18 protein-coding genes are annotated in these 25,329 nt (G+C 74.4%); 12 read left to right on the plus strand and 6 right to left on the minus strand.

Features of this window, described 5'->3' with window-relative positions:
- Positions 1-22 precede the first annotated feature (22 nt).
- The 4 genes from IF83_RS0104105 to groL all read left to right on the plus strand — a co-directional run bounded on the left by IF83_RS0104105 (position 23) and on the right by groL (position 3,973).
- On the plus strand, positions 23-1,060 hold the full coding sequence (locus IF83_RS0104105) for a polysaccharide deacetylase family protein (RefSeq protein ID WP_030542620.1): 1,038 nt from the start codon (positions 23-25) through the stop codon (positions 1,058-1,060).
- Positions 1,061-1,334: 274 nt separating this feature from the next.
- Positions 1,335-1,742: a VOC family protein gene (locus tag IF83_RS0104110; protein WP_030542621.1), complete on the plus strand. Its 408-nt coding sequence runs from the start codon at positions 1,335-1,337 to the stop codon at positions 1,740-1,742.
- A gap of 203 nt (positions 1,743-1,945) precedes the next feature.
- The gene (gene groES / locus IF83_RS0104115) at positions 1,946-2,254 is read left to right on the plus strand and encodes a co-chaperone GroES (protein ID WP_019710502.1); all 309 of its coding nucleotides are present in this window, start codon (positions 1,946-1,948) and stop codon (positions 2,252-2,254) included.
- 93 nt (positions 2,255-2,347) lie between these two features.
- Positions 2,348-3,973, plus strand: coding sequence for a chaperonin GroEL (gene groL, locus IF83_RS0104120; RefSeq protein ID WP_030542622.1), 1,626 nt, complete (start codon positions 2,348-2,350; stop codon positions 3,971-3,973).
- 222 nt (positions 3,974-4,195) lie between these two features.
- Here groL and IF83_RS0104125 read toward each other — a convergent pair whose 3' ends face one another.
- From IF83_RS0104125 to IF83_RS0104135, 3 genes are all read right to left on the minus strand, one after another.
- Positions 4,196-4,969: an SDR family NAD(P)-dependent oxidoreductase gene (locus tag IF83_RS0104125; protein WP_030542623.1), complete on the minus strand. Its 774-nt coding sequence runs from the start codon at positions 4,967-4,969 to the stop codon at positions 4,196-4,198.
- A 235-nt stretch (positions 4,970-5,204) separates the two neighbouring features.
- Entirely contained in the window at positions 5,205-5,885 is a 681-nt protein-coding gene (locus tag IF83_RS0104130; protein ID WP_030542624.1) for an MOSC domain-containing protein, read from the minus strand.
- 198 nt (positions 5,886-6,083) lie between these two features.
- Complete coding sequence (locus IF83_RS0104135; RefSeq protein WP_030542625.1) at positions 6,084-6,413, minus strand: WhiB family transcriptional regulator; 330 nt, start codon at positions 6,411-6,413, stop codon at positions 6,084-6,086.
- Between the two features lie 381 nt (positions 6,414-6,794).
- On the opposite strand from IF83_RS0104135, the gene IF83_RS0104145 reads away from it, so the two are divergent.
- From IF83_RS0104145 to IF83_RS0104160, 4 genes are all read left to right on the plus strand, one after another.
- Positions 6,795-7,406: a response regulator transcription factor gene (locus IF83_RS0104145; protein WP_003948568.1), complete on the plus strand. Its 612-nt coding sequence runs from the start codon at positions 6,795-6,797 to the stop codon at positions 7,404-7,406.
- A 258-nt stretch (positions 7,407-7,664) separates the two neighbouring features.
- Positions 7,665-8,267 (plus strand): sigma-70 family RNA polymerase sigma factor, encoded by a 603-nt coding sequence (locus IF83_RS0104150; RefSeq protein ID WP_051722434.1) that lies wholly within the window; start codon positions 7,665-7,667, stop codon positions 8,265-8,267.
- Between the two features lie 195 nt (positions 8,268-8,462).
- On the plus strand, positions 8,463-9,965 hold the full coding sequence (gene guaB / locus IF83_RS0104155) for an IMP dehydrogenase (RefSeq protein WP_030542627.1): 1,503 nt from the start codon (positions 8,463-8,465) through the stop codon (positions 9,963-9,965).
- Between the two features lie 73 nt (positions 9,966-10,038).
- Positions 10,039-11,163: a GuaB3 family IMP dehydrogenase-related protein gene (locus IF83_RS0104160; protein WP_030542628.1), complete on the plus strand. Its 1,125-nt coding sequence runs from the start codon at positions 10,039-10,041 to the stop codon at positions 11,161-11,163.
- Between the two features lie 124 nt (positions 11,164-11,287).
- Here IF83_RS0104160 and IF83_RS0104165 read toward each other — a convergent pair whose 3' ends face one another.
- Positions 11,288-11,881 carry a hypothetical protein gene (locus tag IF83_RS0104165; RefSeq protein WP_030542629.1) on the minus strand — a complete coding sequence of 198 codons (594 nt, stop codon included), beginning with the start codon at positions 11,879-11,881 and terminating at the stop codon, positions 11,288-11,290.
- A gap of 163 nt (positions 11,882-12,044) precedes the next feature.
- Positions 12,045-13,307: a nucleotide sugar dehydrogenase gene (locus tag IF83_RS0104170; RefSeq protein ID WP_030542630.1), complete on the minus strand. Its 1,263-nt coding sequence runs from the start codon at positions 13,305-13,307 to the stop codon at positions 12,045-12,047.
- 196 nt (positions 13,308-13,503) lie between these two features.
- On the opposite strand from IF83_RS0104170, the gene IF83_RS0104175 reads away from it, so the two are divergent.
- The gene (locus tag IF83_RS0104175; protein ID WP_030542631.1) at positions 13,504-15,213 is read left to right on the plus strand and encodes a glycerol-3-phosphate dehydrogenase/oxidase; all 1,710 of its coding nucleotides are present in this window, start codon (positions 13,504-13,506) and stop codon (positions 15,211-15,213) included.
- 181 nt (positions 15,214-15,394) lie between these two features.
- Here IF83_RS0104175 and IF83_RS29830 read toward each other — a convergent pair whose 3' ends face one another.
- A complete protein-coding gene (locus tag IF83_RS29830) occupies positions 15,395-16,585 on the minus strand; it encodes a serine hydrolase domain-containing protein (protein ID WP_244176820.1) in 1,191 nt (396 codons plus the stop codon).
- A gap of 227 nt (positions 16,586-16,812) precedes the next feature.
- On the opposite strand from IF83_RS29830, the gene IF83_RS0104185 reads away from it, so the two are divergent.
- From IF83_RS0104185 to IF83_RS0104200, 3 genes are all read left to right on the plus strand, one after another.
- Complete coding sequence (locus IF83_RS0104185) at positions 16,813-18,981, plus strand: serine/threonine-protein kinase (protein WP_030542633.1); 2,169 nt, start codon at positions 16,813-16,815, stop codon at positions 18,979-18,981.
- A gap of 308 nt (positions 18,982-19,289) precedes the next feature.
- On the plus strand, positions 19,290-23,354 hold the full coding sequence (locus IF83_RS29835; RefSeq protein ID WP_051722436.1) for a protein kinase: 4,065 nt from the start codon (positions 19,290-19,292) through the stop codon (positions 23,352-23,354).
- 157 nt (positions 23,355-23,511) lie between these two features.
- Entirely contained in the window at positions 23,512-25,227 is a 1,716-nt protein-coding gene (locus IF83_RS0104200; protein WP_078843170.1) for a serine/threonine-protein kinase, read from the plus strand.
- Positions 25,228-25,329 lie beyond the last annotated feature (102 nt).

Genomic DNA, 25,329 nt, shown 5'->3' on the forward strand with positions numbered 1-25,329 from the left:
GGCACTGGCAGCATCCGATTCCATGGGACTTGTACGAAAAGGCTACGAGTCGGCCGAGTCGGAGAAGGCGCGGACCCGGCGGGCAGGCCCTCGCGGGACGGCCCGCCCCCGCGCCGTCCGTACCGGGCGCACCGCGGCCGCCCTCGTCCTCGCCGGACTCATCGCCGCGGCCTGCGCCCCCTCCGAGGAGCGCGCACCGGCTCACGATCCGTCCCCCGACGCCCGGAACGCCGCCCCCGACGAGGTGCCCGGATCGGGCGATCTGCTCTCCGTCCCGGCCCGGGCCCTCGCCGCCCGCGCCGAGCGGCTGCGGCGCGCCCCGTCCGTGCGCCAGGCCGTGGCCCGCCGTTGGGGGCTGCGCTCGGCGCCGCTCGCCCCGCCGCCCCCGCCCACCGTCAAACCGGTGCTGACCACCCCGGAAGGGCTCCGCCGCGGCGCGCACGACCCGGCGGACGGGCTGCCGCACGTGATCACCCGGGTCCCCACCGACGACCGCGTCATCTTCCTGACCATCGACGACGGCGACGACAAGGACCCCCGCCTGCTCCGCATGATCCGGGAGCTGAACGTCCCGGTCAGCGCCTTCCTCACGCACAGCCTCGCCCGCGACGGCTACGGCTACTTCCGCGAAATGCGCGACCTGGGCGCCGGGATCCAGAACCACACCCTCACCCATCCCTACCTCCCCAATCTCCCCTACGAGCGGCAGCGCCGGGAGATCTGCGCCCAGCAGGACAACCTGGAGCGCGAGACGGGCGTGCGTCCCGTGATGTTCCGCCCGCCCTTCGGCGGCTACGACCACGCGACGCTGCGCGCCGCCGCGTCCTGCGGGATCGAGGTCGTGCCGCTGTGGACCGAGGAGGTCTTCCCGGAGCGGACGGAGTACCGCCGGGGCGCGCTGGACGGGCGCTTCCGCCCGGGCGACATCGTCCTGACGCACTTCCGCGGGCCGGCCCACTGGGACGGCGACATGCGCGACGTGCTGCGCCGGCTGCTGGACCAGGCCACGGAGGAGGGGTTCGCGGTGGCGCTCCTGGAGGACTACATCGAGGCCCCTTGAGAGCCGGTCCCGACCCCGGCCCCGAACCCGAATCCGACCTCGGCCCCCGAACCCGAACCCGAACCCGGTCCCGGAGAGCGCATCCGGAGAAGAACCCGCCGCCACCGATGAGTTCCGCCCGGCCCGCCCGTCCACCCCTGCGGATCGCACAGCTGCAGAACGCACAGCCACACACCGCACAGCCACAGCACGCACAGCCACCCCGCACAGCCACAGCACGCACAGCACAGCTTCGCACCGGCGACGGTGCGGGCGAGAGAGAAGAGGCGACACCATGGCCACCAACAGCGTCTTCGTCAACCTCCCCGTCAAGGACGTCCAGCGTTCCCGCGCCTTCTTCGGCGCACTCGGCTACTCCTTCGACGAGCGCTTCTCGGATGAGAAGGCCGCCTGTCTGGTCCTCAAGGAGGACAGCATCTTCGCCATGCTGCTCTCCGAGCCCTTCTTCAAGGGCTTCACCAAGAAGGAGATCCCGGACACCAGCGCGAACGCCCAGGTGATCACCGCCCTCGCCGCCGAGAGCCGCGAGGAGGTCGACCGGCTGGCGGACAAGGCGCTGGCGTCCGGCGGCTCGCCCGCCGGCGACACCATGGAGGAGGGCCCGATGTACGTCCGCTCCTTCCAGGACCCGGACGGGCACCACTGGGAGCTCGTGTACATGGACATGTCCGCGATGGGGTGACCCGGTCCGGGCCCGCCCGCGTCACGACTCGTTGGCACTCAGCTTGACCGAGTGCTAACGCCGTCATAGGCTCGGCGCTGGCACTCACCACCGGCGAGTGCCAACACAGCGACGGGCAGGTCCGGCACCCGCGACGACGGATTTACCCGGTCGCCACCTCAGACAGTTAACCCCGTGAGATCTCCGAAGGGGGAGGTCGGATCGTGACGACCGCCAGCTCCAAGGTTGCCATCAAGCCGCTCGAGGACCGCATCGTGGTCCAGCCGCTCGACGCCGAACAGACCACGGCTTCCGGCCTGGTCATCCCGGACACCGCCAAGGAGAAGCCCCAGGAGGGCGTCGTCCTTGCCGTCGGCCCGGGCCGCTTCGAGGACGGCAACCGTCTTCCGCTCGACGTTTCCGTCGGCGATGTCGTGCTCTACAGCAAGTACGGCGGCACCGAGGTGAAGTACAGCGGCGAGGAGTACCTCGTCCTCTCGGCTCGCGACGTGCTCGCGATCGTCGAGAAGTAATTCACCCAGCAATTCTGATCTGCGCCCCGGCTCTCCCGTGTACTGAACCACCGGGCGCCGGGGCGCGGCTCGTTGAGAGGACTCAGGCAACCCATGGCGAAGATCCTTAAGTTCGACGAGGACGCCCGTCGCGCCCTCGAGCGCGGCGTCAACAAGCTCGCCGACACCGTGAAGGTGACGATCGGCCCCAAGGGCCGCAACGTCGTCATCGACAAGAAGTTCGGCGCTCCGACCATCACCAACGACGGTGTCACCATCGCCCGCGAGGTCGAGGTCGAGGACCCGTACGAGAACCTCGGCGCCCAGCTCGTCAAGGAGGTGGCGACCAAGACCAACGACATCGCGGGTGACGGCACCACCACCGCCACCGTGCTGGCCCAGGCGCTGGTCCGCGAGGGCCTGCGCAACGTCGCCGCCGGTGCCTCCCCGGCCGCCCTGAAGAAGGGCATCGACGCCGCCGTCAAGGCGATGTCGGAGGAGCTGCTGGCCACCGCCCGCCCGATCGACTCCAAGGCGGACATCGCCGCGGTCGCCGGTCTGTCCGCCCAGGACAAGCAGGTCGGCGAGCTCATCGCCGAGGCGATGGACAAGGTCGGCAAGGACGGTGTCATCACCGTCGAGGAGTCCAACACCTTCGGTCTGGAGCTCGACTTCACCGAGGGCATGGCCTTCGACAAGGGCTACCTCTCGCCGTACATGGTGACCGACCAGGAGCGTATGGAGGCCGTCCTCGACGACCCGTACATCCTGATCCACCAGGGCAAGATCAGCTCCATCCAGGACATGCTGCCGCTGCTGGAGAAGGTCATCCAGGCCGGCTCCTCCAAGCCGCTGCTGATCATCGCCGAGGACGTCGAGGGCGAGGCGCTCTCCACCCTCGTCGTCAACAAGATCCGCGGCACCTTCAACGCCGTGGCCGTCAAGGCCCCCGGCTTCGGCGACCGCCGCAAGGCGATGCTCGGCGACATGGCCACCCTCACCGGTGCCACCGTCATCGCCGAGGAGGTCGGCCTCAAGCTCGACCAGGCCGGTCTGGACGTGCTGGGCTCCGCCCGCCGCGTGACCGTCACCAAGGACGACACCACCATCGTCGACGGTGCCGGCAAGGGCGAGGACGTGCAGGCCCGGGTCGCGCAGATCAAGGCCGAGATCGAGACCACCGACTCCGACTGGGACCGCGAGAAGCTCCAGGAGCGCCTCGCGAAGCTGGCCGGCGGCGTGTGCGTGATCAAGGTCGGCGCCGCGACCGAGGTGGAGCTCAAGGAGAAGAAGCACCGTCTGGAGGACGCCATCTCCGCGACCCGCGCCGCGGTCGAGGAGGGCATCGTCTCCGGCGGTGGTTCCGCGCTGGTCCACGCCGCCAAGGTGCTGGAGGGCTCGCTCGGCAAGGAGCACGACGAGGCCACCGGTGTCGCCGTCGTCCGCCGCGCCGTCGTCGAGCCGCTGCGCTGGATCGCGGAGAACGCCGGCCTGGAGGGCTACGTCATCACCTCCAAGGTCGCCGAGCTGGAGAAGGGCAACGGCTTCAACGCCGCGACCGGCGAGTACGGCGACCTGGTCAAGGCCGGCGTCATCGACCCGGTCAAGGTCACCCGCTCCGCCCTGGAGAACGCCGCCTCCATCGCCTCGCTGCTGCTGACGACCGAGACCCTGGTCGTCGAGAAGCCCGCCGAGGAGGAGTCGGAGGCCGCCGGCCACGGTCACGGCCACTCCCACTGACGCGACCGGAGACCCGGGCCGCTCGCGCCGGGCGGTCCGGACCGCGCGGTTCCGGCCGGCTCCGGCCGGATGGACGAAGCGCACGAAGCGTACGAAGCCGGCGCCCCGCTGGGGGCGCCGGCTTCGGCGGTCCGGGAGGCCGGGGGGACCCGGCCGCGGGCTCACGGCCCCGGGCGCGTAACGCCCTTGCTCCGTCCCGGGGTTCCGGGTGCGGCGCAGCCGTCACCGCGGGCCGTACTTGCGTCCCGTACGGGAGCTGATCCCGCCCAGCATGTTGCGCGGCGCGAGCTTCAGCAGTCCCGTGAGGGTCTTGTAGCGGGGGTCCGGAACGCTCAGCGACTTGCCGCGTTCCAGGTCCTTTATCGCGGCCTCGACCAGCCGGTCCGCGTCCAGCCACATCCAGCCGGGGATGTTGTCCGTCCCCATGCCGGCCCGCTCGTGGAACTCCGTCCGCACGAAGCCGGGGCACAGGGCCATCAGCCGCACCCCCGACCCGGCGAGATCGTGGGCCACGCCCTGGGTGAACTGCACGACCCACGCCTTGCTGGCGCCGTACGTCCCGCGCGGGACGAACGCCGCCACGGACGCCACGTTGATCACACCGCCCCGGCCCCGGTTCCGCATCCCGGCGACGGCCGTGTACGTCAGGCGCAGCACCGCCTCGCAGTGGACCTTGAGCATGGTCAGCTCGTCCTCCACGGGCACGTCGAGGAAGGAGCCGCGGTTGCCGAACCCGGCGTTGTTGACCAGCAGGTCGACCGGGTGCTTCCGGTCCTCCAGCCGGGTCCCCACCGCCTCGATCCCCTCCTCGGTTGAGAGGTCGGCGGACAGGACGTCCACCTCGATGCCGTGCCGGTCGTGCAACTCGGTGGCCTGTTCGCGGAGCCGCTTCTCGTCGCGCGCCACCAGCACCAGATGGTGGCCGTCGGCGGCGAGCCGCCGGGCGAAGGCCGCACCGATGCCCGCCGTGGCTCCCGTAATCAACGCAGTCGTCATACGCGCACGGTATCCGGCGCCGTCGACGGCCGCCGTGCCGCTCCTCACCTTCCGGGTCCCCGGCTTCCGCTTCCACCGCCCGGGGGTTGGGGGAGTACCGCCCCGCGAAGTCGGCCTGATGGGCCCCCGGGCCCCCGGGCCGGGGGCCGCGGCCGTCAACTGCTGTGCGGCCGTGTCCATTTGGCGCAGACCCACCCGAAGCGCGCGGCGCGGGGCGGCGCGTGGCCCGGCCCGGTCAGCGGACGGCGGCCCGCCGCAGGGCTGTCTCGCGGGACTCCGGGTGCAGGGCGTCGCCCGCGGCGAGGATGCGCGGAAGCAGCCCGGGTTCGAGGGTCAGGGCCCGGAAGAGAAAGGAGACCGTGACCTCGTGGTCCGGCCGGTGCTCGACGGTGACGGTGTCCCCGGCCCGGATGGAACCCGGCCGGAGGACCCGGAAATACGCGCCCGGGACGGCGGCCCGCATGAAGGTCTTGATCCAGCCCCGGCCGTCCGCCGTCGGCAGCAGCCCGGCGCCGCCCAGATGTCCGGCGAAGGTGCGGCAGGGGACGCGCGTGCCGCTGACCTCCAGCACGAGGTCCGGGCCGACCCGCCAGCGCTCGCCGATGAGGGCGGCGTTGACGTCCACCCCGGTGGTGGTCAGGTTCTCGCCGAAGACGCCGCCCGGGAGCGTGGCGCCGAGTTCGGCCTCCCAGCGGTCCAGGTCCTCGCGGGCGTAGGCGTACACCGCCTGGTGCTCGCCGCCGTGGAAGCGCCGGTCGCACACCGCGTCCCCGGCGAGCCCGCTGCCGCCCGGGCCCCGGGGGTCGGGCGCCGCCACGGCCACCGGTCCCGCGGCGGGCCGCTTGCCGATGCCGGTGAGCCGCTGGTCCCGGCCGGAGGGGCGCGGGCGGCCGGTGTTCACGGAGAGAAGGCGCATGGGTACGGAGGGGAGCGGCCGCCCGTACCCGCGTCCGTGCCCGCGCTCGTGCCCGCGCTCGTGCCGTCGGACGGGGTGAGGCCGCACCGTCCGCTCGTCTGTCGTGCGCGTCGTCATGAAGTTCGGCTGCCCCGGTCCGTCCCGGTCAACCACGGCGGCCGGCGCGTCGGCCCGCCCGGGCCCGCCGGCGGCCCGTGGTCACCGGGCCTGCTCCTGGTACCCGGGCGCCTGTCCGGAGGGGACGAGCCGGCTGCGGGCCCGGCCCATCAGTTCCTCCCGTTCGTCCTCGGTCAGGCCGCCCCACACGCCGTACGGCTCCCGCACCGTCAGCGCGTGCGCCGCGCACTGGGAGCGGACGGGGCAGCGCATGCAGACCTCCTTGGCCGAGTTCTCCCGCGCGCTCCGGGCCGCCCCGCGTTCGCCCTCCGGGTGGAAGAAGAGCGAGCTGTCGACCCCGCGGCAGGCGGCCAGCAGCTGCCAGTCCCACAGATCGGCGTTGGGTCCGGGAAGGCGGGAGAAATCTGCCATGGCTCGTCTCCTCGGGAGGTACCGGTATGGCGTGAGGGCCGGGGTGGCCACGGCCGGAGGTGCCCGCGACCGCGCGTTCGTGAGTGCCCACGACCGCACGTTCGATGTGTAACCACCTGAAAATATTACTCATGGAAAATCTAGCCACACTCGTCAGCAAAGCGGTATCAATGCCACCAAATAGGGCATAGTCCGTCCGGAGCCCCCGGCCGGAGCCGGGGGCCGGGGCCCGTAACTCTTTCGGGTGACCATCGTTGAAAGTGCGGAGGCGGTTGACGCCGCGAACAGCCGGGCGGTGCCCGGCCCGCGGCCGCCGCCCAGGTGACGACTACGTACAGCCTGGAGGCTCAAGGTGACGCGCATCAGCTGCGGAGGGCGGCCATGACATCCGTCCTCGTCTGCGACGACTCCCCGCTTGCCCGAGAGGCGCTGCGCCGGGCGGTAGCCACCGTGCCCGGCGTCGAGCGCGTGACGACGGCCGCCAACGGCGAGGAAGTCCTCCGCCGCTGGGGCGCCGACCGTTCGGACCTGATCCTGATGGACGTCCGGATGCCCGGCCTCGGCGGCGTCGAGACCGTGCGCCGGCTGCTCTCGGCCGACCCCGGCGCCCGGATCATCATGCTCACGGTCGCCGAGGACCTCGACGGCGTCGCCCTCGCGGTGGCCGCCGGCGCCCGGGGCTATCTGCACAAGGACGCCTCCCGCGCCGAGCTGCGGGCCACCGTCACCCAGGCGCTCGCCGACCCCACCTGGCGGCTGGCCCCGCGCCGGCTGCGCTCGGCCGAGATGGGCGCCGCCCCCACCCTCACCGCCCGCGAGATCCAGGTGCTGGAGGGCATGAGCCACGGCCGCTCCAACGCCGAGATCGGCCGTGAGCTGTTCCTCTCCGAGGACACGGTCAAGACCCACGCCCGCCGGCTGTTCAAGAAGCTGGGAGCCTCCGACCGCGCCCACGCCGTCGCCCTCGGCTTCCGCTGGGGCCTGGTTCGCTAGTGCGCCACAGCGGGGGAACGACGGTCCTCGCCCGTCCCCGGCGGGCGAGGCGGCGCACCGCCGGAACGCGGGGCGAGGGGAGTCACATCCCGGTTTCGCGCGGGCTGCCGCATCCTTGGAGACATGAACTTCCTCGGGGACGGCTCGGTCGGGGGGAGGGCGCGCGACATGACAGCCGGCGCACCTGCTCATAACGCTTCGGTGCACAAGTGCGGAGGCGGTGCGCCGCACGGTCCGGGGCCAAGGCACCATGGACCGATGCGTGACACCGAGAAGCCGGGTTCCCCCGTGGCCGGAGGCCCGGGGGGGATCGGCGCACTCGTCCGGCGCGCGGCCGACGGTGACGAACGGGCCACCGGTGATCTCCTCGCCCAGGTGCACCCGCTCGCGCTGCGCTACTGCCGCACCCGGCTCTCGCGGCTGCCCGGCGACGCCCGGCACTTCGTCGACGACCTGGCGCAGGAGGTCTGCCTGGCGGTGCTGTGCGCGCTGCCCCGGTACCGCGACACCGGCCGGCCCTTCGAGGCCTTCGTCTTCGCCATCGCCCAGCACAAGGTCGCCGACCTGCAGCGGGCCGCGATGCGCGGGCCCGGCTCCACGGCCGTGCCCTCGGACCAGATGCCGGAGCAGCCGGACGACTCCCTGGGCCCGGAGGAGCGGGCGCTGCTGAGCAGCGACGCCGAATGGGCCAAGAAGCTCCTCGCGAACCTCCCGCACCACCAGCGCGAGCTGGTGCTGCTGCGGGTCGCCGTCGGGCTGACGGCCGAGGAGACCGGGCATCTGCTCGGCATGTCGCCGGGGGCCGTACGGGTCGCCCAGCACCGTGCGCTGAGCCGTCTGCGGGCCCTGGCCGAGCAGTAGGAACGGCGGCCGGGCGAACGGCGCGGCGGCGCCGTCCGTACTCGCTGCCGTGGACGCCGCACGCCGCACGGGGCTGCCGCGGGGGCTGCCCGCGGGGGGTTCCGGCGGCGGGACGGGGATCTTCCGGGGCCCGTTAGCATGGGGAATCCGCGCTGGGCAAGAGCACTGCTGGGCAAGAGCACTGGGGAAGGTGTCATGACTGACAACGTCGACGGAACGCCCGAGAAATTCGCGATGCTCGGGCTGACATACGACGATGTGCTCCTGCTGCCGGGTGCCTCCGAGGTGCTCCCGAACGCGGTCGACACCTCGTCCCGCGTCTCGCGCAACGTCCGGGTCAACATCCCGCTGGTCTCCGCCGCGATGGACAAGGTCACCGAGTCCCGGATGGCCATCGCCATGGCCCGGCAGGGCGGCGTGGGCGTGCTGCACCGCAACCTCTCCATCGAGGACCAGGCCAACCAGGTCGACCTGGTGAAGCGCTCGGAGTCCGGCATGGTGACGGACCCGATCACCGTCCGCCCCGACGCCACCCTCCACGACGCCGACGCCCTCTGCGCCAAGTTCCGGATCAGCGGGGTGCCGGTCACGGACCCCGCCGGCAAGCTGCTCGGCATCGTCACCAACCGCGACATGGCCTTCGAGATGGACCGCAGCCGCCGGGTCCGCGAGGTCATGACCCCGATGCCGCTGGTCACCGGCACCGTCGGGATCTCCCGCGCGGACGCCATGGAGCTGCTCCGCCGGCACAAGATCGAGAAGCTGCCGCTGGTGGACGCGGCGGGCATCCTCAAGGGCCTCATCACCGTCAAGGACTTCGTCAAGGCCGAGCAGTACCCGCACGCCGCGAAGGACGCCGAGGGCCGGCTGATCGTCGGGGCCGCGGTGGGCGTCGGCGACGAGGCGTACGACCGTGCGCAGGCCCTGGTCGAGGCCGGCGCCGACTTCCTGGTCGTGGACAGCGCGCACGGCCACAGCCGCGGCATCCTCGACATGATCGCCAAGATCAAGTCGAACGTCGAGATCGATGTGGTCGGCGGCAATGTCGCCACCCGCGACGGTGCCCAGGCGCTGATCGACGCGGGCGTGGACGGCGTGAAGGTCGGCGTCGGCCCCGGCTCCATCTGCACCACGCGCGTGGTCGCCGGCATCGGCGTCCCCCAGGTCACCGCGATCCACGAGGCCGCGCGCGCCTGCGGCCCGGCCGGCGTCCCACTGATCGGTGACGGCGGCCTCCAGTACAGCGGCGACATCGCCAAGGCCATCGCGGCCGGCGCCGACTCCGTGATGCTGGGCAGCCTGCTCGCGGGCTGCGAGGAGTCGCCGGGCGAGATGGTCTTCATCAACGGCAAGCAGTTCAAGTCCTACCGGGGCATGGGCTCCCTGGGCGCCATGCAGTCGCGCGGCCAGGCCCGTTCGTATTCCAAGGACCGCTACTTCCAGGACAACGTGCTCTCCGAGGACAAGCTCGTCCCCGAGGGCATCGAGGGCCAGGTGCCCTACCGCGGCCCGCTCGGCTCGGTGGCCCACCAGCTCATCGGCGGACTCCGCGCCTCCATGGGGTACGTCGGCTCGGCGGACGTCCCCGAGCTGAAGGCCAAGGGCCGCTTCGTGCGGATCACGGCGGCCGGTCTCAAGGAGAGCCACCCGCACGACGTGCAGATGGTCAGCGAGGCCCCGAACTACAGCCGCCGGTAACCGCTGCCGCTCACCGGCGCCCGCACGGGGTCGGCGATACTGGGACGGCAGACCGAACTGGGAAGGGCCAATTGTGACTGAGATCGAGATCGGGCGCGGCAAGCGCGGCCGGAGGGCGTACGCGTTCGACGACATCGCCGTGGTGCCGAGCCGGCGCACCCGCGACCCGAAGGAGGTCTCGATCGCCTGGCAGATCGACGCCTACCGGTTCGAGCTGCCGTTCCTTGCCGCCCCGATGGACTCGGTGGTCTCCCCGGCCACCGCCATCCGGATCGGCGAGCTGGGCGGCCTGGGCGTGCTCAACCTCGAAGGGCTGTGGACCCGCTACGACGACCCGGAGCCGCTGCTCGCCGAGATCGCGGAGCTGGACGAGCGCACCGCCACCCGCCGGATGCAGGAGATCTACGCGGCCCCGATCCGCGAGGAGCTGATCGGGCAGCGGATCAAGGAGGTGCGCGACTCCGGCGTCATCACCGCCGCCGCGCTCTCCCCGCAGCGCACCGCGCAGTTCTCCAAGGCCGTGGTGGACGCGGGCGTCGACATCTTCGTCATCCGCGGCACGACGGTCTCCGCCGAGCACGTGTCGGGGGCCGCCGAGCCGCTCAACCTCAAGCAGTTCATCTACGAGCTCGACGTGCCGGTGATCGTCGGCGGCTGCGCCACGTACACGGCCGCGCTGCACCTGATGCGGACCGGCGCGGCCGGTGTGCTGGTGGGCTTCGGCGGCGGCGCCGCGCACACCACCCGCAACACGCTCGGCATCCAGGTGCCGATGGCCACCGCGGTCGCCGACGTGGCCGCCGCCCGCCGGGACTACCTCGACGAGTCCGGCGGCCGCTACGTCCATGTCATCGCGGACGGCGGCGTGGGCTGGAGCGGCGATCTGCCGAAGGCCGTGGCCTGCGGCGCGGACGCGGTGATGATGGGCTCCCCGCTGGCACGGGCGGAGGACGCCCCGGGCCGCGGCCACCACTGGGGCATGGAGGCCGTCCACGAGGACGTGCCGCGCGGCAAGGTCATGAACCTCGGCACGGTCGGCTCCACCGAGGAGATCCTGCTGGGCCCCTCGCACACCCCGGACGGCTCGATGAACTTCTTCGGCGCGCTGCGCCGGGCGATGGCCACCACCGGCTACTCCGACCTCAAGGAGTTCCAGCGGGTCGAGGTGACGGTCGCGCCCTCGCGCCACGACCGCTGAACGCGCGGGCGGCCGGGCCCGGCCGCCGATGGTGCACACCCCGAAGGCCCGGACCAGTCACTGGTCCGGGCCTTCGGGATGATGCCGTGGGGTGCCGGGGCGTGCGCTCCGGTTCCCGGGTGGGTCAGCTGAACTTCTTGGTGAGGCTGAAGCCCGCCGCGCCGGAGAGGGCGTAGAAGAGGTAGTCGATGGCCTCCAGGTTCTCCTTCAGCGCCTGGTTGATGTCACCGAAGTGCTGGGTGAGGACCTCGAAGAAGCCCGGGGCGCCCGGGAAGTCGGCGAAGGCCATGGCCACGCCGAACACCTGGCCGAGGTAGACCCCCAGCAGGCCGAGAACGATGCCCACGAACGGCAGGACCGGGTTGTGGCCGCCCAGCTTGCCGAGCGCCAGGCCGATCAGGGCGCCGACACCGACGGCGATGTAACCGATCTGCATCTCGGCCTCTTTGAGGATGAGGCCGTAGATCGCCGAGCCGACGAGCATGAGGACGACCGCCGCGACGATCGCGAGGGCCACGTTGCCGCTCCGCCCGGCGGGCGGCGGGGGCGGCGGGAAACCGCCGGGCATGCCGCCGGGCGCGCCGCCCGGCTGCGGCTGCTGGGGCGGGTAGCCGTAGCCGCCCTGCGGGGGCACGCCCTGCTGCGGGGCACCCGGCTGGGGCTGCTGGGCGTAAGGGTTCTGGCCGGGCTGCTGTTGCTGCCAGGGCTCGGTGCTCATGGATCCCCCGTGATGAAGTTCTGGGAAAGGCGGGAAGCTTGTCCGACGGCCGGAAAGCGCCCTGAGGCTAACAGCCCCCGCCGCCGGCCCGGCAGGTGTTTTCCATGTCCGTGACAAGGCTGGGACCTGTCCGGTACACCGCGGAGGCGGGCGGGCGCCGCGGTCAGAGGCGGTGCGCCGTGCCCGCCGGGATCGCGCCGCGGGTGTCCAGCAGCAACCGCGCCTTCACCGACAGCCCTTGCAGATCGTAGAAGCGGTGCGGCTGGAGCAGCACCGTCAGATCGGCGTCGGCCGCGGCCTCGTAGGGGAAGCCGGCCCGGGGCACCGGGCGGCCCAGGACGCTCCACTGCGGCACATGCGGATCGTGGTAGCCGATCCGGGCCCCCAACTCCATGAGCCGCGCGGCGATTTCGCCGGCGGGCGAGCCGGTCCGGTCGCCGGTGTCCGGCTTGTACGTGACGCCGAGCAGCAGCACCCGGGCGCCGCGGGCGGACTTGCCGTGCTCGTTGAGGAGGATCGCGCAGCGCTGCACCACGTAGCGGGGCATCCGGTCGTTGACCTCCTTGGCGAGCTCCACCATCCGCAGCGGATAGCCGAGGCTGCGCCGCCGGTGCGCCAGGTAGGTGGGGTCGACGGGGACGCCGTGGCCGCCCGCCCCGGGCCCCGGCCGGAAGGCCTGGAAGCCGAACGGCTTGGTCTCGGCGCAGCGGATGACGTCCCACAGGTCGACGCCGATGTCGTGGCAGAAGACCGCCATCTCGTTGGCCAGCGCGATGTTGACGTGCCGGTAGTTGGTCTCCAGGACCTTGACGGTCTCGGCCTCGCGCGGGCCGCGGGCGCGGACCACGCGGTCGGTGATCCTGCCGTAGAAGGCGGCGGCCGCCTCGGTGCAGGCGGAGGTCAGACCGCCGACGACCTTGGGGGTGTTGGCGCAGCCGAAGGCGCGGTTGCCCGGGTCGAGGCGGCTGGGCGAGTAGGCGAGGTGGAAGTCGTGGCCGGCGCGCAGCCCGGACCCCTCCTCCAGCAGCGGGCGGAGGTATTCCTCCGTGGTGCCCGGGTACACGGTCGATTCCAGCAACACGGTGCTGCGGGGCCGCAGATGGGGGGCGAGGGTGCGGGCGGCCCGGCCGACGGCGCGCAGATCGAGCGCGGAGTCCTCGCCGAGCGGCGTGGGGGCGCAGATGACGGCGGTGCGGACCCGGCCGAGTCCGGCCGGGTCGGTGGTGGCGCGGAAGCCGGCGGAGAGCATCCGGCGCAGCCCGGCGGCGGTGAGCGAGCCGTCCGCGGGCGGCCGGCCGGCCATGAGGCCGTCGGCGCGGCCGCTGTCGGTGTCGTATCCGACGGTGGCGATGCCGGCCCCCGCGGCGGCCCGGGCGAGAGGGAGGCCCAGCGGGCCGAGACCGAGGACGGCGAGGTCTGCGGGCATGGCTGGGGGCCGTCCTTCCCGGGGCGCGTCTTGATGGATCTATGTAAGGCTAAACAGACATATTGCTGATAGGGAGTATTGCCCGCGTCGCCACGGTCCGGTGTTGCCGTGTGGGGACGCCCAGGGTTGCGTGCCCGCCGGGCGGTGAGAATCGCTGAGAGGGGAACGCGCGACCCGACCACGACGGGAGGCAGCGGTGAGGACAGCGACACTGGGACCGGCCGAGCGTGCCGAGGCACTCGCCCGGATGGCCGAACACGAACTCGACATTCTGGTGGTGGGCGGGGGAGTGGTCGGCGCGGGCACCGCCCTGGACGCCGCCACCCGCGGACTGTCCACCGGCCTGGTCGAGGGCCGGGACTGGGCCTCCGGCACCTCCAGCCGGTCCAGCAAACTGATCCACGGCGGGCTGCGCTATCTGGAGATGCTCGACTTCGCGCTCGTCCGGGAGGCGCTGAAGGAGCGCGGCCTGCTGCTGGAACGGCTCGCCCCGCACCTCGTCAAGCCGGTGCCGTTCCTCTACCCGCTGCGCCGCAAGGGCTTCGAACGCTGGTACGCCGGCGCGGGCGTGGCGATGTACGACGCCATGTCCGTCTCCTCCGGGCACGGCCGCGGCCTGCCGGTGCACCGCCACCTCAGCCGCGGCCGGGCCCTGCGGGTGGCCCCCGCGCTCAGGAAGGAGTCCCTGGTCGGGGCGTTGCAGTACTACGACGCGCAGGTGGACGACGCCCGCTTCGTGGCCACCCTGGTCCGCACCGCCGCCGCCTACGGCGCCGACGTCGCCAACCGCGCCCGCGTCATCGGCTTCCTGCGCGAGGGCGAACGCGTCGTGGGCGCCCGGGTGCGGGACGTGGAGGCCGGCGGCGAGTACGAGATCCGGGCCCGTCAGGTCGTCAACGCCACCGGCGTCTGGACGGACGACACCCAGGGGCTCATCGCCGAGCGCGGGCAGTTCAAGGTCCGCGCCTCCAAGGGCATCCACCTGGTGGTGCCCAAGGACCGCATCCACTCCACCACCGGGCTGATCCTGCGCACCGAGAAGAGCGTCCTCTTCGTCATCCCCTGGGGACGGCACTGGATCGTCGGCACCACGGACACCGACTGGGACCTGGACAAGGCCCACCCGGCCGCCTCCAGCGCCGACATCGACTACCTGCTGGAGCGCGTCAACTCGGTGCTGGCGGTGCCGCTCACACGGGACGACGTGGAGGGCGTCTACGCCGGGCTGCGCCCGCTGCTGGCCGGCGAGTCCGACGCGACGAGCAAGCTGTCCCGGGAGCACACCGTCGCGCACCCGGTGCCGGGGCTGGTCGTCGTCGCCGGCGGAAAGTACACGACGTACCGGGTGATGGCCAAGGACGCGGTGGACGAGGCGGTGCACGGGCTGGACCAGCGCGTCGCGGAGTGCGTCACCGAGGACATCCGGCTGGTCGGCGCCGAGGGCTACCGGGCGATGTGGAACGCGCGCAACCGGCTCGCGGCGCGCACCGGCCTGCACGTCGTCCGCGTCGAACACCTGCTCAACCGGTACGGGGCGCTGGCGGAGGAGGTCTTCCGGCTCGTCGAGGAGCAGCCGTCGCTGGGCGAACCGCTGGCCTGTGCCGACGACTACCTGCGCGCTGAGATCGTCTACGGCGCCTCCCACGAGGGCGCCCGGCACCTGGACGACGTGCTCACCCGGCGCACCCGCATCTCCATCGAGACCTTCGACCGCGGCACGCGCAGCGCGCGGGAGTGCGCCGAGCTGATGGCCCCCGTGCTCGGCTGGGACGAGGGCCAGATCGAGAAGGAGGTCGAGCACTACGAGAAGCGGGTGGAGGCCGAACGGGAGTCGCAGCGCCAGCCGGACGACCAGACGGCGGACGCGGCCCGGCTGGGAGCGCCCGACATCGTGCCGCTGAGCTGAGTCGTGCTGCGCTCAGTCGCGCCGGGCCGGGCTGTGCCGGGCCGGGCTGAGCCGGCTGTGCCGGGCCGCCGCTGAGCTGAGTGGTGTTCAGGCCGGAGCGGCCGCCGTGCGGAGCCGGGGTCGGTACGGGCAGTGACCCGGCCGGGACGGACGCCCGGGCCGGGGCAGGCCCCGGCTCCCGTCACCCGCGGCCGCAGAACGCCGCGTTCAGCAGCCGCCGTTCGGCCTCCGCGTCCCCCACCTCGTCGGTGTTGACCCGGTACCCGAGCACCCGGCCGCCCCCGGCGGTGGCGGTGATCCGTACGTACGAGCCGCTGATGCTGCCGTTGTGCCCCCACACCGTCACCCCGCACGGCAGCCGCTCCGGGAAGAGCCCGTAGCCGTACCGGCCGTGGGTCACCGAGGTGTCCCGCATGCGGCGCAGCTCCGGCTCGGGCAGCAGTTCGCCGCGCAGCAGCGCGCGGAGGAAGCGGTCCAGGTCGCCGAGGGTGGAGACCATCTCGCCGGCGGCGCCGGCCGTCGAGGGGTTCAGCTCCGTCACGTCCACCAGCGCGCCGGAGCGGGAGCCGCCGGGCGCGGCCGCCGCCGAATAGGCCCGGCCGTGCGGGCGCGGCAGTGCGTGCCGGGTGCCGGGGAAGGACGTGCCGCTGAGGTCCAGCGGCCGGATGATTCGCTCCTCCACCGCACGGGCGTACGGGCGGCCGGTGACGCGCTCCACGACCAGCCCCAGCAGGATGTAGTCGGTGTTGGAGTAGCGGTAGCCGGTGCCGGGCGCGAAGTACGGCCGGTGCCGCAGCGCCGCGCGCACCAGTTCGCGGGGCGAGCGGGTGTCGTAGCGGTGTGTGCTGAAGCCCGGGCCGAAGGACTCCGCCGCGAGCCGCGGATCGCGTACGTAGTCGAAGAGCCCGCTGGTGTGGGTGAGCAGCTGACGGAGCGTGACGCGCGTGCCGTCGTAGCCCCGTCCGCGCAGCAGGCCGGGCAGATATCTCTCCACCGGGTCGGAGAGGCGCAGGGCGCCCTCGGCACGCAACTGGAGCACCACGGTGGCGATGAACACCTTGGTGACGCTGCCCGCGCGGAAGCGGTCGGCCGGGCCGATCCGCCGGTCGCTGCGCCGGTCCGCGACCCCCGCCGTGGCGAACCGGGCCCGGCCGCCCTCGCGGGTGTACGCGGCGGCGCCCGGGGCGTCCGCCGCGTCGGCCAGCCGTTCGACGGCCGCCGCCAGCCGGTCCGTCCGGGCCATCTGGCGTCTCGCCGCCGCGCCCGCCGTGCCGTACTGGCCGGACGGTAGCGCGCACCCCGCCAGCAGGGCCGCGCACAGGACCCCCACCACCCAGACCAGCGGGCGCGGGCGCACTCCGCGAACCGGCAACTCCGGCCTCCCTCCCGGCTCCGCTCCGTGTACGCGCCCATGATGACCTGCGGCGGCGCGAGGCGTCAGCGCGGGGCATGAGGCGCCGGACCCCGGGCATGGGCATGGCGGGGCATGGGGGAGAATGGAGACTCTGCCGGGGCGGACCACCGCGGTTGCGACAGAGGCGCGGTGAGCCACTGCCAACTCGGCGCCACCGCCTGGACATCGCAGCGCTGAGGGGACACATGTCGGAGCCGGAGCAGACACAGGGCGCCACCGGACGGATCCTGGCCGGCCGCTACCGGCTGGGCGAGGTGCTGGGGCGCGGCGGCATGGGCACGGTCTGGCGCGCGGTCGACGAGACGCTGGGGCGTCAGGTCGCGGTCAAGGAACTGCGTTTCCCGTCGGCCGTCGACGAGGACGAGAAGCGCCGGCTGATCACCCGGACCCTGCGCGAGGCGAAGGCCATCGCCCGGATCCGCGCCCAGGGCGGCATCACCGTCTACGACGTCGTCGACGAGGACGACCGCCCCTGGATCGTCATGGAGCTGATCGAGGGCTCCTCGCTCGCCGAGGTCATCCGCGACAAGGGCCGGCTCTCCCCGCGCCGGGCCGCCGAGGTCGGACTCGCCGTCCTCGACGTGCTGCGCGCCGCGCACCGCGAGGGCATCCTGCACCGCGACGTGAAGCCGTCCAATGTGCTGATCTCCGGCGACGACAGCCGGGTGGTGCTCACCGACTTCGGCATCGCGCAGGTCGAGGGCGACCCGTCGGTCACCTCGACCGGCATGCTCGTCGGCGCCCCCTCGTACATCTCGCCCGAGCGGGCCCGCGGCCACAAGCCCGGCCCGCCCGCCGACCTGTGGTCGCTCGGCGGACTGCTGTACGCGTGCGTGGAGGGCGTGCCGCCGTACGACAAGGGCAACGGGCTCGCCACGCTGACGGCCGTGATGACGGAGCCGGTGCCCCCGCCGGAGCACGCGGGGCCGCTGGCGGACGTCATCTACGGCCTGCTGGAGAAGGACCCGGGCCGGCGCCTCGACGACGCGGGCGCGCGGGCGCTGCTCACCAAGGTGCTCGCGGAGACCGACGAATCCCAGCGGGTCGCGAAGACCAGGACGATGGCGGTGCCGGGGGAGTCGTCCGGCGCGAAGGCGGGGAAGGCCGGCGGCGCGGGCGCGGCCGGTGCCGCCGCGGCCGGTGCCTCCGCGACCGGGAGCGGGAGCGGGAAGGGGAGCGGGACCGGAAAGGGAGGCGGACGCAAGCCGGAGCCGTCGCCGGGCGGAGCGCCCGGGGACGGCGGGAAGGCCCGGACGGACTCCGGGGCGGGCTCCTCCGCGGGCTCCCCGGCGGACTCCGCGCCGGGGACCGACGGCCGCGGCACCAAGGAGGGGCGGGTGCGCGCCGCGCTGCGCTCGGTACGGGCCGCGGCGGCCGCGGGCGCCGCGGCCTCGGCGTCGTCCTCCCCGTCATCCTCCCCGGCGTCCGCGCCGGCGGAGCCGTCCTCCGGCGCACCGGCCGCCGCCTCCGGCCCGTCCTCCACCCCGGCCACCGCCGTCAACGCCTCGCCCTCGGCGGTGACGGGCACCGGCAGCCGGCGGCCCGTCACGGCCGCGCTCACGGACGTCGTGCCGAGACGAGTGCTGGCTCTCGTCGCGGGTGTGGTGGTCCTCGCCGTGCTCGGCGTGGTGCTGGCCTTCACCCTCGACGGCGACGACGGCGGATCCGCGGGCGGCGCCAAGGGCGACAAGGCGGCCGCCGGGGGTACCGGCGGCGGCAAGGACGACTCCGCGGACGCCGGCAAGGACGCCGGGCCGTCGGCCGAACCCTCGGGCGACGCGCATGACGGCCAGGGCGAGGGGAAGCCGGACGGCGAAGGCTCCGCCGGCAAGGACGGCGGACAGGACGGCGAGAGCGGCAAGGACGGCGGCAAGGATGCCGGAGACGCGGACGAGATCCCCGAGGGCTACGCGACCAGGACCGACAAGCGCTTCCGCTTCTCCATGGCCATGCCCGAGAACTGGAAGCTGACGCGGATAGCGGGCCAGAACTCCGGCGGCGTCTACAGCGAGTCCGGCGGAGTGCCGCGGATACAGGTCGACTTCAGCTCCCAGCCGAAGGACGACGCGGTCGCGGCCTGGCGCGCCCAGGAGCAGGCGTCGCGCGGATCGTTCCCCGGATACTCGTCGCGGGGCATCGACAGCGCGGAGTACCGGGACTATCCGACGGTCGCCGACTGGGAGTTCGAGTACACCCGGAGCGGTGAGCGGGTGCGGGTGCTCAACCGCGGCTTCAAGGTGGACGACGGCCATGCCTACTCGATCATGATCACGTGCGTGGCGGACGAGTGGGACGGCAAGGAGTGCACCACGCTGCGCGAGACGGCGTTCCGGACGTTCAAGCCCGTGGACTGAACGTCCGGACGCGGCGGGGCCGGCGGGAACGGCGCGCGCGGGGCGGTGTGACGGCGGCGCGCGAGCGGTGCGCGAGCGGCGCGCGAGCGGTGCGCGAGCGGCGCGCGAGCGGTGCGCGCGCCCGCTCGGCCCGTGCCCCGGGCCCGCTCCGCGCCGGGTGCGGAAACCGGTTACGCCGTCCGCTCCGCACCGCCCCGCCGGGGCACGTATCGTGAAACGGTGCGGACGCTACGCAGCCGCAACGGGTCGGTGGGCGGACAGGGTTGACTGTTCCGGGTGGATGCGGAACGCGCGCTTGGGGAGGCGTCGTGGAGGACTACGCGGGCCGGGTGCTGGCCGGCCGGTACCGCCTGCCCCGAACCGCCGACGAGACGTTCGACGCCGCCGAGACCCGCGCCTTCGACACCTACAGTGGCCAGGAAGTCCTGATCCGGCACATACCCCTGCCGGAGACCGTCGAGGCCGAGATCGTCGGCGACGACGGCCGTTACGGGCCCGGCGCGCCCGGCGGCCCGGCACGCGGTGCCGGTGACCCGGCGGTGCGGCGCGCCCTCGCGGCCGCGCGGGCCGCGGCGGCGGTCCCGGATCACCCGCGCTACGACCAGGTGTTCGACGTATTCGCCGAGGGCGGCGGTCTGTGGATCGTCAGCGAGCTGGTGGCCGGCCGGCCGCTGGCCGAGCTGCTCGCCGACCGCACGCTCTCCCCGCATCGCGCGGCGGAGGTCGCGGCCGACGTCCTGACCGCCCTGTCGGCGTTGCACGCCCAGGGCTGGATCCACCGCAACATCACCGCCCGCACGGTGCTCGTCTGCGAGGACGGCCGGGCCATGCTGACGGGACTGGCGTCCGGCGCGGCGGAGGAAGCGCTCTGCGGCTACGACCCGACCCCGCCCCCGGAGGGCGGGCCGGGCGGTCCGGGCGGTCCGGGCGGTCCGGGCCGAGACTTCGGCGGTCCGGGCGAGCCGGGGGCTCCGGGCGGAGACTTCGACAGTCCGGGTGGCCCGGGTGGCCCGGGTGGCCCGGGTGGCCCGGACGGTCCGGGCGGTTCGGGCGGGCCGGGTGGTTTCGGCGGGGAGGACCGGGGCGGCTTCGACGGCGGTCGGGGCGGCCGGAGCGATGGCTTCGGCGGTCCGGGCAGGCAGGGCAGTCCGGGCAGCCCGGGTGAGCCGGGCGGCTTCGGTGGTGGTCCGGGCGGCTTCGGGGGCGGCCCGGACGGTTCGGACGGTCCGGGTCCCGGCGGCGGTGAGCCGGGCACCGCACACGCACAGATCAACGGCCCTTATGACGACGGCGGTTCCGGCCGGTACCCCGGCGACGGCTCCAGTTCGCCGCACGGCCCCGGGGGCACGGCGGGCCCGGCCGGCCCGGCCGGCCCGGGGCACGAGGCCCCGGGGCGTGCCCCGCACACCGGTTCCGGCCCTTGGCAGGACCCCGATCCGCACCGCGCCTTCCGGCGCCCGCCCCCGTCCCCGTCCCCGGCCCCGTCCGGCCACGGACCGGAGCAGGAGCCCGGCCCGGCCGGCCGCGGGCAGAGGCAGAACCCCGGCCCGGACGCGCCCGCGGACCGGCCCGCCCCTGACGGCAGGCAGCCCCGATCCCGTGCGATCGCCGCCTACTCGGCGGGTGCCCGGGCCGCGGCCCGGGCCCAGATCCGGCCCGCCGACCAGCCCCGGGTCCGTCCGCTGTCCGCGCTGCCGGGCCCGGCCGGAGACCGCACCGGCGAGCCCGGGCTGCCCGGACCGTCCGAGGACCCCGCCGCCCGGCCCGGCGGGCCCCGTACCGGGGAGGGGAACGGCACGGCACCGGGTCTTCCGGGGCCCGCGCTTCCGGGCCGCCTCCTGGGGCCCGCCGTGCCCGGCCCCGCCCTCGGCCCGGCTCTGCCCGGCGGCACCGCATCCGGTTCTTCCGCGCCGGGCGGCACCGTGCCCGGTCCCGCGGTGCCGGGTTTTTCCGCGCCGGGCCCCGCAGCCCTCGGTCCTTCCGTGCCGGGCGGTGCCGCGCCCGGTCCTGCGGTGCCGGGCTCCGCCGTATCCGGTCCCGCCGTGCCGGGTGGTCTTGTGCCCGGCTCCACCGCGCCCGGAGCCGACGACTCCGGTTCCGCTGAACCCCGTTGGCCGGGTGCGGAATCCGCCCCGGGGCCCGCCGGCCCCTCCGCGCCGCGCTGGGGCGGACTGCCCGAGGCCCCGGTGCCGGCGGAGTCGAGCTGGCACGGCAGTACGGGGCGGCCCGGCCGACCGGGCATGCCCCCCGGCTCTCCCGGCTCTCCCGGCGGCGGGAAGCAGGGCGGGGGCGGACGCCCGGACCCGGCCGGACGCCCCTCCGGTGACGGCGGCGAGCCGGACCGCGAGGCCGGGGGCACGGACCGCCCGGGCCGGACGCCGGCCTCCCTGCCGCCCGCCGACCGGCCCATCGGCGGCCCCGAGCTTCCCCCAGGAACAGGCCGTCGCGCGGAACAACCCCGGTATCCGGGGCGGTCCGGGGAACTGGAGCCGTCCCGGGAGTCCGGACGCCCCGGAGGGCCCCAACAGCCGTACTCCGGCGAGCAGTCGGGCCGGTCCGGTGCGGTGGAGACGCCCTGGCGGCCGGACGACGAGCCCGCCCGGCGCACGGGGGCCGCAAGCGGCACCGACGCCGACCGGCGGTCCGGCGCCACGGAGCCGGATGACCGCTCCGGCGGCCACGGCCCCGGCCGCTCGCCCGGTGGGTACGGCTCACCGGGACCGTACGACCGGGAAGCCGGGCCTCCGCAGGGCCCGCCTGCGTACGGCGCCGCCGGCCGGCCGCCGCATCACACCGGTGCCGTCGCACAGGTCCGGCGTCCCGGGGCTGTCGAGCCGGTCCGCCGGGAGAGCGGCGAACGGCCCGGCGGTACGGCACCGGCCGGTGGCCCCGCGGGCGAGCACCGGCCCGCCGTGCCCGGGCAGCAGTCTGCCGGCCGCACCCCGTCCGCCGGCCGCACCCCGTCCGCCGGCCGTGACGGCGCCCCGCCCCGTGCCGACCGGTACGCCGCCCCGTCCACCGGAGGCTGGGACGAGACGCCCGGGGACGGCCCGGCGGCCGGCCGGTACCAGCGCGGCCCCGGCACCCCGCTGGCCGCCGAGCGGGCCCGCCAGGCCCGCATCCTCGTCGTCGGCGCCGTCACCGAGCGCTGGGCGCCCGAACAGGCCGGTCCCGTGCACGCCAACTGGCAGCTCGCACCGCCCATCGGCCCCGCAACCGACCTGTGGGCCGTCGGCGCGCTGCTCTTCCGCGCGGTGCAGGGACACGCGCCCTACCCCGAGGAGAACGCGGCCGAGCTGGTGCAGCTCGTCTGCACCGAGGCGCCCGCGTTCGCCGAGGAGTGCGGCGCGCTGCGTCCCGTCGTCGAGTCGCTGCTGCGCCAGGACCCCACCGAGCGCCCGGAGTTCGAGGAGCTGCGCGGCTGGCTGCGGTCGCTCATCCGTACGGCCCCGGAGCCGGATGTCGGCGCGCGCACGGTCACCGTCCCCTCCCTGGGCCCCGGTGCGGACGCCGACCCGCGGCGGCTGCCGGTGATACGCCGCCGGGGCGAACTGGTGCGCCGGCGCCGCGGCGGCGGGGCCGTGGTGCACGGCCGGCACAAGCGGGCGAAGGAGCACCGGCACGGTCCGCGCCGTCTGGGACGGCTGCTGCTTCTGCTGATCCTGCTGGCGCTGGCCGGTGCCGTCGCCTACGCGATGCTCTTCATGCCCCGCGCCGGGGACACGGCGGGCGGCTCCACCGGCCGCGCCGGCACGGCCGGAGCCCCGAGCGCGGCCCCCTCCGCCGACGCCTCCCCCGGTGAGGGGGAGCGGGACACCGCGGGCGACGGTGACGGCGAGCAGGGCGGAAACGGAAGCGACAAGGAGAACGAGAAGGAGAGCGAGAAAGAGCAGGACGGCTCGGGCGACAGTGCCGGTCTCGCCAAGGGCTTCGAACTCCGCACCGACCCGGAGGGCTTCCGGATCGCCGTGCACGAGAGCTGGGAGCGGCGTGGTGGCAATGCCCTCGGCCAGGTCCGCTACGGAAAAGGCGACTTCGAGCTGACCGTCGTTCCGGGGCGGGACACCGTGGAGGAGTTCGGCAGCGACCCGATGGCCTATCAGCAGGATGCCGAACGGGAGTTGGCCCCGTTCCGGGAGTCGCAGTGGTCCTCGGCCTCCGGGCTGCGGCGGATCGAGGTCGGGCAGACCTCCATGGCCGAGGGGGTCTTCAACTGGCGGGACGACGCCGACCGGCAGATTCACACCCGCAATCTGGCGATGATCATCGACGGCCGCTACCACCTCGTCCTGGTCTCCGGACCGATCGCGGACAAACAGGAAGTGGCCCGCTTCTTCGAGCAGGCGACCGCCACCTACCGCCCCACGGACTGAACGGCCGGGCCGGGCGGCGGGCCCCGGCCGGGCGGCGCGGGGCGCAGTCCGGCAGTGCCGAGGTCTGGCCGAAAGACGTTCCCGGCCGGGAAGTTTAAACGGAACCGGCGGGCGAACACCCTCGGATCGCCCGAAAACCTGGGGCACCATGGGCGTCATGGGGAGCTTCGGGGCGGAGAGCCCACTCATCGCCGGCCGCTACCGCCTGGACTTCCGGCTCGGCCGGGGCGGCATGGGGACCGTGTGGCGCGCCACCGATGAACTGCTCAGGCGGCACGTCGCCGTGAAGGAGGTCCACGTCGGCGAGGGGCTCCCGGAGAGCGACGCGCGGTCGCAGCGGGAGCGCACGCTGCGCGAGGCCCGTACGCTCGCGCAACTGCGGCATCCCAGTGTGGTCGTCGTGCACGACGTGGTGGAGGAGGACGAACGGCCATGGATCGTCATGGAGTTGATTGTCGGTCAGTCACTCGCCGACCGGATCGCCGCCGAGGGCCCCGTACCGCCGCGCGAGGCCGCCCGGATCGGGATCGCCCTGCTGGGCGCGCTCCGCGAGGCGCACCGGCACGGTGTGCTGCACCGGGACCTCAAACCCGCCAACGTCGTGCTGGAGGCCGCGGCGGGGCGGGTGGTGCTGACGGACTTCGGCGTCGCGCGGATGGACGGCGGCACGACGATCACCGAGAGCGGCACCTTCGTCGGCTCCCCGGAGTACACGGCCCCCGAGCGGATGGCGGGCACCGGGGCGGGCCCGGAGTCCGACCTGTGGTCGCTGGGCGTGCTGTTGTGCGAGGCGCTCAGCGGCCGCACCCCGTTCCACCAGGACTCGCTGGGCGGAGTGCTGCACGCCGTCATGGCGGGCGACATCCGGCCGCCGGAGGCCGCCGGCCCGCTGCTCCCCGCCGTCCTCGGGCTGCTGGAGCGCGATCCGGCGCGCCGGATGGTCGCGGCCGAGGCCGAGGCGCTGCTGACGGAGTATCTGCGCACCGGCCGGATGCCGGAGGTGCCGCGGTTCGCACGGGCGGAGGGGGGACGACGTGCCGGGGCGGGCGGCGGTGCCGGTGCGGAAGCCGCCGCGCGGGCCGGCTACGCGGGGCCGCCGCCGGACGGCGTCCGCCCGGGGGACGGCCACCCCGGCGGGCCGCCGCTCGGTCCGCTGCTGCCACCGCGCGGGAGCAGGCACCGGGGGCGCACGGCGCTGGCGGCGGCCCTGATGGTCGCGGCGGCCGGCGGCACGGGCGTGGCCGCGTTGGCGATGCTGGTGAACGGCGAGACCCCGCTGGACGAACGGCCGACCTCGACCTCGCGCCCGGACGGGACGGCGGACGGCGACGGCGACGGCGACGGTGAAGGGGACGGCGGCGGCAGCGGCGGGCCCGCGCGCCCGACGGCGACGCCCAGCGCGTCCCGCACCTCCCCGTCGCCCGGGCCGTCCGGCAGCGGGCCGTCGGCTTCCGGACCGTCCGCTTCCGGCCGCCCGACGGCGGGCCCGTCCGGGTTCGGACGGAGACCGGGACGCGGTCCCTCGGCCTCCGCTTCCGCCTCCCCCTCCGCCGCGCCCTCCGCGCCGAGCCGCCTGTCCGGGGTATCCGGGGTGTCCGGGCTGTCCGAGGCGTCCCGGGCGCCAGGGGCGTCCGACGGGACCGGGCCGGTCCCGGTCGGCGGCCGGCTCGCGGCAGAGGCCGCGTCCCGGTCGGCTCCGGCCTCTGAGCGGTCCCTTCCGGAGACGTCCGTCCCGCCGCTCGCCGGCCGGCTCCCGGCCGGGGCCGGTCCCGGCCCGGCGGCGGTGGACGGCGACGGGGCGCCGGAGCGCCTGCGGGCGGACGAGGAGGCGGCGGCGGGCCGCGAACGCGAACACCCGCGCGCACCCTGGTAGCCGGGCAGGCCGTGCCGGGTGCCGGAGGCCGCGGGCCGGCTCCCGTGTGGCGGCTGCCGCGCCGCCGCGCGCCGGGTGCCCGCGGGCCGCGGCCGCGCGGGC

Source organism: Streptomyces albus subsp. albus (genome assembly GCF_000719865.1).
Classification (GTDB): Bacteria; Actinomycetota; Actinomycetes; order Streptomycetales; family Streptomycetaceae; genus Streptomyces; species Streptomyces albus_E.